At 71.3% G+C, this 6,635-nt stretch carries 7 protein-coding genes; 6 read left to right on the top strand and 1 reads right to left on the bottom strand.

The features are described from left to right. From AB0O00_RS26035 to AB0O00_RS26015, 5 genes are all read left to right on the top strand, one after another. The coding region (locus AB0O00_RS26035; protein ID WP_363655652.1) for a helix-turn-helix domain-containing protein at positions 1–965 on the top strand (965 nt) is incomplete at its 5' end. 166 nt (positions 966–1,131) lie between these two features. Further along, positions 1,132–1,929, top strand: a complete 798-nt coding sequence (gene lipB, locus AB0O00_RS26030) for a lipoyl(octanoyl) transferase LipB (RefSeq protein WP_363655650.1) — start codon at positions 1,132–1,134, stop codon at positions 1,927–1,929. Positions 1,930–2,129: 200 nt separating this feature from the next. Continuing rightward, positions 2,130–3,083 (top strand): lipoyl synthase, encoded by a 954-nt coding sequence (lipA, locus tag AB0O00_RS26025; protein ID WP_363655648.1) that lies wholly within the window; start codon positions 2,130–2,132, stop codon positions 3,081–3,083. 198 nt (positions 3,084–3,281) lie between these two features. Beyond that, positions 3,282–3,473: a hypothetical protein gene (locus AB0O00_RS26020; protein WP_363655646.1), complete on the top strand. Its 192-nt coding sequence runs from the start codon at positions 3,282–3,284 to the stop codon at positions 3,471–3,473. 140 nt (positions 3,474–3,613) lie between these two features. Beyond that, complete coding sequence (locus AB0O00_RS26015; protein ID WP_363655644.1) at positions 3,614–4,303, top strand: DUF4191 domain-containing protein; 690 nt, start codon at positions 3,614–3,616, stop codon at positions 4,301–4,303. Between the two features lie 92 nt (positions 4,304–4,395). Here the strand turns inward: AB0O00_RS26015 and AB0O00_RS26010 are convergent, their stop codons facing one another. Continuing rightward, positions 4,396–4,863 (bottom strand): RDD family protein, encoded by a 468-nt coding sequence (locus AB0O00_RS26010; protein WP_363655642.1) that lies wholly within the window; start codon positions 4,861–4,863, stop codon positions 4,396–4,398. Between the two features lie 275 nt (positions 4,864–5,138). Between AB0O00_RS26010 and glnA the strand changes: the two genes are divergently transcribed. Then, positions 5,139–6,551: a type I glutamate--ammonia ligase gene (gene glnA, locus AB0O00_RS26005; RefSeq protein WP_363655640.1), complete on the top strand. Its 1,413-nt coding sequence runs from the start codon at positions 5,139–5,141 to the stop codon at positions 6,549–6,551. Positions 6,552–6,635 lie beyond the last annotated feature (84 nt).

Raw genomic sequence — 6,635 nt, 5'->3', positions numbered from 1 at the left:
GGCTGGACGGGGCGATCGCGGCGTCGCGCGCCGAGGGCCGGTCCGTCCGCCACGGCGGCCTGTGGGTGTGCGCCGTCCTCGCCGGGCAGGACGCGCTCGGCGCGATGGTCCTGCGCGGCCGGCCCGACCTCGACGACGCCGACCGGCGCCTGTTCGAACGGGCCGGCGTGGTCACCGCGCTCCTCCTGTTGCTGCGGCGCTCGGTCGCAGAGACCGAGAACCGCGTCCGCGGCGAACTGCTCACCGACCTGCTGACCGCCCCCGACCGCGACCCGGCCGGGCTCACCGCGCGCGGCCGGCGGCTCGGCGTCGACCTCGGCCGCCCGCACCTCGTCCTGGTCGCCGAACCGGCCGGCGCCGCAGCCACCGACCGCGGCCGGCTCGCGGGCGCGGCCGGGCGGTACCTGTTCGGCTCCCGGGGCATCGGCGCCGAGCACGGCGAGGCTGTCGTCCTGCTGGTGCCGGACGGCGGCGACCCGGAGGAGACCGCCCGGCAGGCGGCCGAACGGCTGGCCCGGCTGGCCGGGTTCCCGGTCACCGTCGGCGCGGGCCGCCCGGCCGCGGGCCCGTCGGCGATCGCCGCGTCGTACGCCGAGGGGCTGCGCTGCCTGCGGGCGCTGCGGGTGCTCGGCCGCGCCGGGGAGGGCGCGTCGGCGCGGGCGCTCGGCTTCCTCGGGGTGCTGCTCGGCGACGGGCACGACGTGGACGGCTTCGTCGGCGCGACGCTCGGCCCGCTGCTCGACTACGACGCCCGGCGCGGCACCGAGCTGGTCCGCACCCTCCGCGCGTACTTCGACTGCGGGGGCAGCCTGACCCGGGCCAAGGACGAGCTGCACGTCCACGTGAACACGGTGGTGCAGCGGCTGGACCGGGTCGAGGCGCTGCTCGGGCGGGACTGGAACGTGCCGGAGCGGTCGCTGGAGCTGCAGTTGGCGCTGCGGCTGCAGTTGCTCGCGGACGGTTGAGCTGCGGCTGCAGTTGCCGGCGGACGGTTGAGCTGCGGCTGCAGTTGCTCGCGGAGGCGTGAGGCCCTGGTGGGGCCCCGGCCCGGTGGACGGCTGAACGGTCCGATCGGGCTTGGGCGTACAGTGGCGAGGTTGGTCTCGAACGCCCGGCAAGGAGCGGCAAACGGTGAGCGAGAACGTACGTTTCGTTTCGTTGGGCATAGGCGAGCGCACGGTGCCCTACCAGGAGGCCTGGGAGGAGCAGCAGCGCCTGCACGCGCTGCGGGTCGCGGACGAGATCCCCGACACCGTGCTGCTGCTGGAGCACCAGTCCGTCTACACGATGGGCAAGCGCACCAACCCGGCCGACCTCCCGCTGGACGGCACGCCGGTGGTCGAGGTCAACCGGGGCGGGGAGATCACCTGGCACGGACCCGGCCAGCTGGTCGGCTACCCGATCGTCAAGCTGCCCGACCCGATCGACGTCATCGCGTACGTCCGCCGGCTGGAGGAGGCGCTGATCCGCGCCGCCGCCGAGTTCGGCGTGGGGACCACCCGGGTCGAGGGCCGCAGCGGCGTCTGGGTGCTCGGCGACACCATCCCGGACGCGGTCGTGGACCCCGCCCAGGTGGTCGACATCGGCAAGCTCACCCTGCGGATGGGCCTGCCGCTGGGCATCGACCCGCGGCTGGCCGGCCCCGAGTACGCGCCGTCCAACGCCGGACAGCGCGGCGACGACCGCAAGCTCGCCGCGATCGGCGTGCGCGTCGCGCGCGGCGTCACGATGCACGGCTTCGCGTTCAACTGCGCCCAGGACATGACCTTCTTCGACAAGATCGTGCCGTGCGGCATCCGGGACGCGGGTGTGACCTCGCTCTCCAACGAGCTCGGCCGCGATCTGTCCGTCGGCGCGGCGCTGCCCGTGGTCCAGCGGCACCTCGCGGAGGTCCTCGCCGAGCTGCCGGAGCCCGCGCTCAGCCGTTGAGGTACCCGGCGGCCGTTCCCCGACAGCGGGGGATCGTCGTGGACCAGCCGGGGATCGGCTGGGGATCAGCTGGGGATCAGCTGGGGAATCTACTGGCCGGTAGCTCGGTTGCCCTGCGATTGCAGGGCGCCCTGCCCGGCGAAGGCCGTACAACCACAGGCGTACCCTGGGGGTACCCCGTCTAGTTCTAGGAGTCGCACGTGTCCGCTGTCGCACCCGACGGCAGGAAGCTGCTCCGCCTGGAGGTCCGCAACAGCGAGACCCCCATCGAGCGGAAGCCCGAGTGGATCAAGACCCGCGCGAAGATGGGCCCGGAGTACAACGCCCTCCAGTCGCTGGTGAAGAAGGAGGGGCTGCACACGGTCTGCCAGGAGGCCGGCTGCCCCAACATCTTCGAGTGCTGGGAGGACCGCGAGGCGACCTTCCTCATCGGCGGTGACCAGTGCACCCGCCGCTGCGACTTCTGCCAGATCGACACCGGCAAGCCCGCCGAGTTCGACCGGGACGAGCCCCGCCGCGTCGCCGAGTCCATCGTCACCATGGACCTCAACTACGCCACCATCACCGGCGTCGCCCGCGACGACCTGGAGGACGGCGGCGCCTGGCTGTACGCCGAGACCGTGCGCCAGGTGCACGCGATGACCGCCGACCGCGAGGCCGGCCGCACCGGCGTCGAGCTGCTGATCCCCGACTTCAACGCGGTGCCCGAGCAGCTGGCCGAGGTCTTCTCCTCCCGCCCCGAGGTGCTCGCGCACAACGTCGAGACGGTCCCGCGCATCTTCAAGCGGATCCGCCCGGCGTTCCGCTACGAGCGCTCGCTGGACGTCATCACCCAGGCCCGCGCGGCCGGGCTCGTGACCAAGTCCAACCTGATCCTGGGCATGGGCGAGACCCGCGAGGAGGTCAGCCAGGCGCTGGCCGACCTGGTCGGCGCCGGCTGCGAGCTGATCACCATCACCCAGTACCTGCGGCCCTCGCTGCGCCACCACCCGGTCGAGCGCTGGGTGAAGCCGCACGAGTTCGTCGAGCTCCAGCAGGAGGCCGAGGAGCTGGGCTTCGCCGGGGTCATGTCGGGCCCGCTGGTGCGCTCGTCGTACCGGGCCGGCCGGCTGTACCGGCAGGCGCTGGAGCGGCGCGAGCAGGCCTCGGTCTGAGCGCGGGCAGGCGGCTCCGAACGGTTTGAGCCATGGGAAGGGCGGAGCTCCGGCTCCGCCCTTTCGTTTTCACCGGACTTTGACTGCCAGGTCACGGGCTGGTAACACGGGGTGGTGACGATGGACCCGTTACGGTCGTTCGATCCTTCTCAGCCACTCAGCCAGTCAGCCACTCAGTCACGAGGGGAGTTGTCCGGGATGCGCATGCGGATCCGGTCGGTGGGAGTCGCGGTGCGGTTCGCCGAGAGCGTCCTGATGGCCGGCGGCCAGCGGCACGCCCGGCGCAACGCCTGGGCGGCGGTCTGCGAGAACCGCCGGTACGCGGCCGACCGGCACCACGACACGCCGACGGCGGCGGGCGGCGCGGGGGCGAAGTCCGCCCGGAGCTGACGGCCGGCGACACCCCGGGCGCACGAAAGCGGGCATTTCGTCGCTGTCCGCGACGGCGGCCAGGCACACGGGTCACGGTTCGGTGCGAACGGGTACCCGGGCTTGGAGTTCCCGTACCGGTGCCACGTACCATGAGCGTTATGGCGAGGGAAACATCCGAGAACCCCGGGCGGCTCAAGCAGATCCGCCAGGCGTACACCATGACCAAGAAGGTCGACACCAAGATCGGCCTGATCATCGCCGGCGTCGGCCTGCTGACCTTCGGCGTGTTCCTCGCCATCGGCTTCGCGATCGACCACCCGGTGTACCTGGGCATCCTGGGCTTCATCGTGGCCTTCCTGGCCATGGCGATCGTCTTCGGGCGCCGGGCCGAGCGTGCCGCGTTCGGGCAGATGGAGGGGCAGCCGGGCGCCGTCGCGGCGGTGCTGAACAACATCCGGCGCGGCTGGAGCTCCAACTCCACCCCGGTCGCCGTCACCCGTAACCAGGACGCGGTCTACCGCGCCGTCGGGCGGGCCGGCATCGCGCTGATCGGCGAGGGCAACCCGAACCGGGTCCGCCAGCTGCTGGCCTCCGAGAAGAAGAAGATGGCGCGTGTCGTCGGCGACGTGCCGGTGCACGACATCGTCGTGGGCAACGGCGAGGGCGAGATCCCGCTGAAGAAGCTGCAGATCCACCTGATGCGCCTGCCCCGCGCCATCACCCCGGCCCAGGTCACCGAGACCAACGACCGCCTGCGCGCGCTGGGCGACCTGCTCTCCAAGGCCCCGATCCCCAAGGGCCCGATGCCCAAGGGCGCCCGGATGCCCAAGGGCGGCCAGGCCCGCTGACCCTCCCCCCGTCGACACGCAACGGCCCCGCCACTCCTCAGGAGCAGCGGGGCCGTTCGGCGTTCCGGGGCCTTGCGTCCTGGATCCGGACCTCAGATCCGGACCTCGACGGTGCCGACCGCCTTGTCGTGCAGGCCGCGGGTGTCGCGGTCCCACACCAGCGGCGGCACGAGCAGGCAGAGCAGCAGCGTGCGCAGGAGCACCTGCGGGACGGTCGCGCGGCGGCCGTCCAGCCGGACCACCCGCAGGCCGAACAGCCGCTTGCCGACCGTCGTGCCGGACGTGGCGAGCAGCAGCGCGGTGACGGCGAAGAACAGCGGCGTCGTCCACAGGTTGGCCGAGGACGCGGTGCCCTTGCCCAGCAGCCCGTAGGCGACCAGGGAGACCAGCCAGCCGTCCACGAACAGGGCGCCGATCCGGCGGCCGGGGCCGGCGATCGAGCCGGGGCCCTCCTTGGGCAGTCCGAGGCGCTCGCCGCGGTAGCCGAAGTCGGCGCCCATCTTCTCGGCGGCCGCCTTCGGGCCGTCGATCCACGATCCCAACGCTTCTCTGGTGTCCACGAATCCACACTAACCGGGCTGACACCGTGGGCCTCCACCGGCTCCCCCGCCGTCCGCGAGCCTTCCCCGACCGAGTGAATCCCGGCGCCCGGGCTTACCAAGTGGTCCAGACCACTTCGCGGAGGACGGGCAGGTGGGTGGGGCGTTTTGCCCCGGACCGTACGACTTTGCCGCCCGTTCGGCGGGTGTGGTTAACATCTAGGAAACGAGCGGGTCACCGATCGGAAACGGACCATTCCTAGGGTGAGCCGCATTCGCACGCCGAGGAGGATGCTTTGTTCAACAACGCCGCCGAAGTGAAGCAGTTCATCCAGGACAACGACGTCAAGTTCGTCGACGTCCGCTTCTGCGACCTGCCAGGCGTCATGCAGCACTTCTCCGTCCCCGCGGCGACCTTCGACCCGTCCGAGACCCTGATGTTCGACGGCTCGTCCATCCGCGGCTTCCAGGCCATCCACGAGTCCGACATGGCCCTCGTCGCGGACCTCGCCACGGCCCGGCTCGACCCGTTCCGGGCCGAGAAGCACCTCAACATCAACTTCTTCATCCAGGACCCGGTCACCGGCGAGGCCTACAGCCGCGACCCGCGCAACGTCGCGAAGAAGGCGGAGGCCTACCTCGCCTCCTCCGGCATCGCCGACACCGCGTTCTTCGGGCCCGAGGCCGAGTTCTACGTCTTCGACTCGGTGCGGTTCGACACCAGCGCCAACGCGTCCTTCTACCACATCGACTCGGAGGCCGGCGCCTGGAACACCGGCGCCGCCGAGGGCGACGTGCGCGGCTACAAGGTCAAGTACAAGGGCGGCTACTTCCCCATCCCGCCGGTCGACCACTTCGCCGACCTGCGCGCCGAGATGTCGCTGGAGCTGGCCAAGTCCGGCCTGGAGGTCGAGCGCCAGCACCACGAGGTCGGCACGGCCGGCCAGGCGGAGATCAACTACAAGTTCAACACGCTGCTGCACGCGGCCGACGACCTGATGCTGTTCAAGTACATCATCAAGAACGTCGCCTGGCGCAACGGCAAGACGGCCACCTTCATGCCGAAGCCGATCTTCGGCGACAACGGCTCGGGCATGCACGTCCACCAGTCGCTGTGGAGCGAGGGCTCGCCGCTCTTCTACGACGAGCAGGGCTACGCCGGGCTCTCCGACACCGCCCGCTACTACATCGGCGGCCTGCTGCGGCACGCGCCGTCGCTGCTGGCGTTCACCAACCCGTCGGTGAACTCCTACCACCGCCTGGTGCCGGGCTTCGAGGCGCCCGTCAACCTGGTCTACTCGCAGCGCAACCGTTCGGCCGCGATCCGCATCCCGATCACCGGCTCCAACGCCAAGGCCAAGCGCATCGAGTTCCGCGCGCCGGACCCGTCCTCCAACCCGTACCTGGCGTTCTCGGCGATGCTGATGGCCGGGCTCGACGGCATCCGCAACAAGATCGAGCCGCTGGAGCCGGTCGACAAGGACCTCTACGAGCTCGCCCCCGAGGAGCACGCGAACGTCCCCCAGGTCCCGTCCTCCCTGCCGGCCGTCCTGGAGGCCCTGGAGGCCGACCACGAGTACCTCCTCGCGGGCAACGTCTTCACGCCCGACCTGATCGAGACGTGGATCGACTTCAAGCGCACCAACGAGATCGCCCCGATCGCCCTCCGCCCGCACCCGCACGAGTTCGAGCTGTACTACGACCTGTAGGAACCGCTCCGGTCTCCGCACGAGCCCTCCCGCGGAAGCGTCCGCGGGAGGGCTCGTGCGGTGGTCAGCGCTTCGGTGGGGCGG

The sequence above is a fragment of the Kitasatospora sp. NPDC093558 genome (assembly GCF_040683475.1).
Lineage (GTDB): Bacteria > Actinomycetota > Actinomycetes > Streptomycetales > Streptomycetaceae > Kitasatospora.
The sequence above is the reverse complement of the archived record's forward strand: the minus strand, read 5'-3'. Positions and strand labels throughout refer to the sequence as shown.

What these genes read in the sequence shown, in the direction of transcription:
- AB0O00_RS26020 (WP_363655646.1), top strand. Translation starts at nt 3,282, where the DNA reads ATGCGCATGCGGATCCGGTCGGTGGGAGTCGCGGTGCGGTTCGCCGAG.
- AB0O00_RS26015 (WP_363655644.1), top strand. Translation starts at nt 3,614, where the DNA reads ATGGCGAGGGAAACATCCGAGAACCCCGGGCGGCTCAAGCAGATCCGC.